Here is a 1,349-nt window from a genome sequence, read left to right as displayed (position 1 = left end):
TCGGAGACCATCGTGCTGCAGGCCCGTACACTGGTGGCAAATACAGTGTTTACGAAGGCGGCACGCGAACTCCGCTGATCACTCGATGGAAAGGACGGATCAAACCGGCGGTCAGCGACGAAATTGTCTGTACCATCGATCTCGCCGCCAGCCTTGCTGCCCTGACCAATCAACCGCTTCCCGAGAATGCCTGTTTGGACAGTCTTGATGTACTCGCCGCACTGTTGGGTGAAACGAACGCAAAGGGCCGCGACAATCTGGTCCAGCAGGACAACGGCAGCCGTGGGACCTACGGTTTCCGGGCTGGCAAATGGAAACTGCATCGTTACGACAAAAATTCAGCACGCAATGTCGTGGTCGAAAAACAACTTGCGAACACAAAAGTGCCTCAGTTCCAGCTATTCAATCTGGAAAAAGATCCTGCGGAACAGCACAACGTTCTCGATGCTCATCCCGACGTTGCCGAACGACTCAAACAACAATTGGCGGGGATTATTCAGCAAGGCCGCAGTCGCCCCTGAGTAAACGTTCGGAAATAACTTCGGCATTTCAGTTGTTCTCAGAAGCATACGAGCCTTACGTAGCGAAACTCGCAGAGAGTTTCGGCTTTACTCGCATGGCCGGAAGTTTCTGCGACTTTCGCTATAGTTAATTCACGCTTTCCTTATCGAAAAAAATGCTTCGCAGCGTCATTGGTGTATTCGACGGACTAGGAAGTCCATCGTACGACTATCTCGTCCACTACGGTGAAATCACTTTTTCCCAAATGACCTGCAACAAATTTCAAACAGCAAACCTGTTGCCGCACGGTCCCTCAACATCATCGTGTCGACGACAAAAAGTTTTTGCAAAGGCTCGCTGATTCATTTGACTGCTTTCTTTAGCAGAGGTTCGCAGGTTCCAGCACGACAACGCACTGAGTCTGCGTATTTTTCAGAAGATGGCTGCGATCCATAACGCTCTGTATTGAAGCCTGCTCTCTGTGTTGAACCTGAGTGATTGCGGGCTGCTCGGCGTCATGGTTTGGTAACCTGCGTCGCTCGACAATGACTGAGATCCTGCGGTTCACCGAAGCCATGCCGCTCTGGGGCTTCGCTTTGCAGAAGCGGTTTCCCGCATCGAGATGCGTTTGAGCGGCGAGTGTCGCAACGTTACAGCCGACACCCTTTGCTTTTCCGCTCTTTTACGGATTATTTTGCAGACACATATCGCATCGCGCCCCATGATTTAGTTACTGCTAAGTGGGGCCCAAAGAACCGAAAATCAAGTTTTCTGCATAAAACCGCGAGTTTCAGACACTAGGACGATCTCAAGGCTTTTTTTCGCTGTAAATGCTTGTTATCAATTAG

Annotated in this window: 1 protein-coding gene; it reads left to right on the top strand. The window is 50.6% G+C overall.

The features are described from left to right. On the top strand, positions 1–521 hold a 521-nt coding region (locus RMSM_RS32200; RefSeq protein ID WP_008707513.1), incomplete at its 5' end, for a sulfatase/phosphatase domain-containing protein. Positions 522–1,349 lie beyond the last annotated feature (828 nt).

Origin of the sequence: Rhodopirellula maiorica SM1, assembly GCF_000346295.1 — a bacterium.
GTDB lineage: Bacteria > Planctomycetota > Planctomycetia > Pirellulales > Pirellulaceae > Novipirellula > Novipirellula maiorica.
This window is presented reverse-complemented; position numbering and strand designations above follow the sequence as displayed.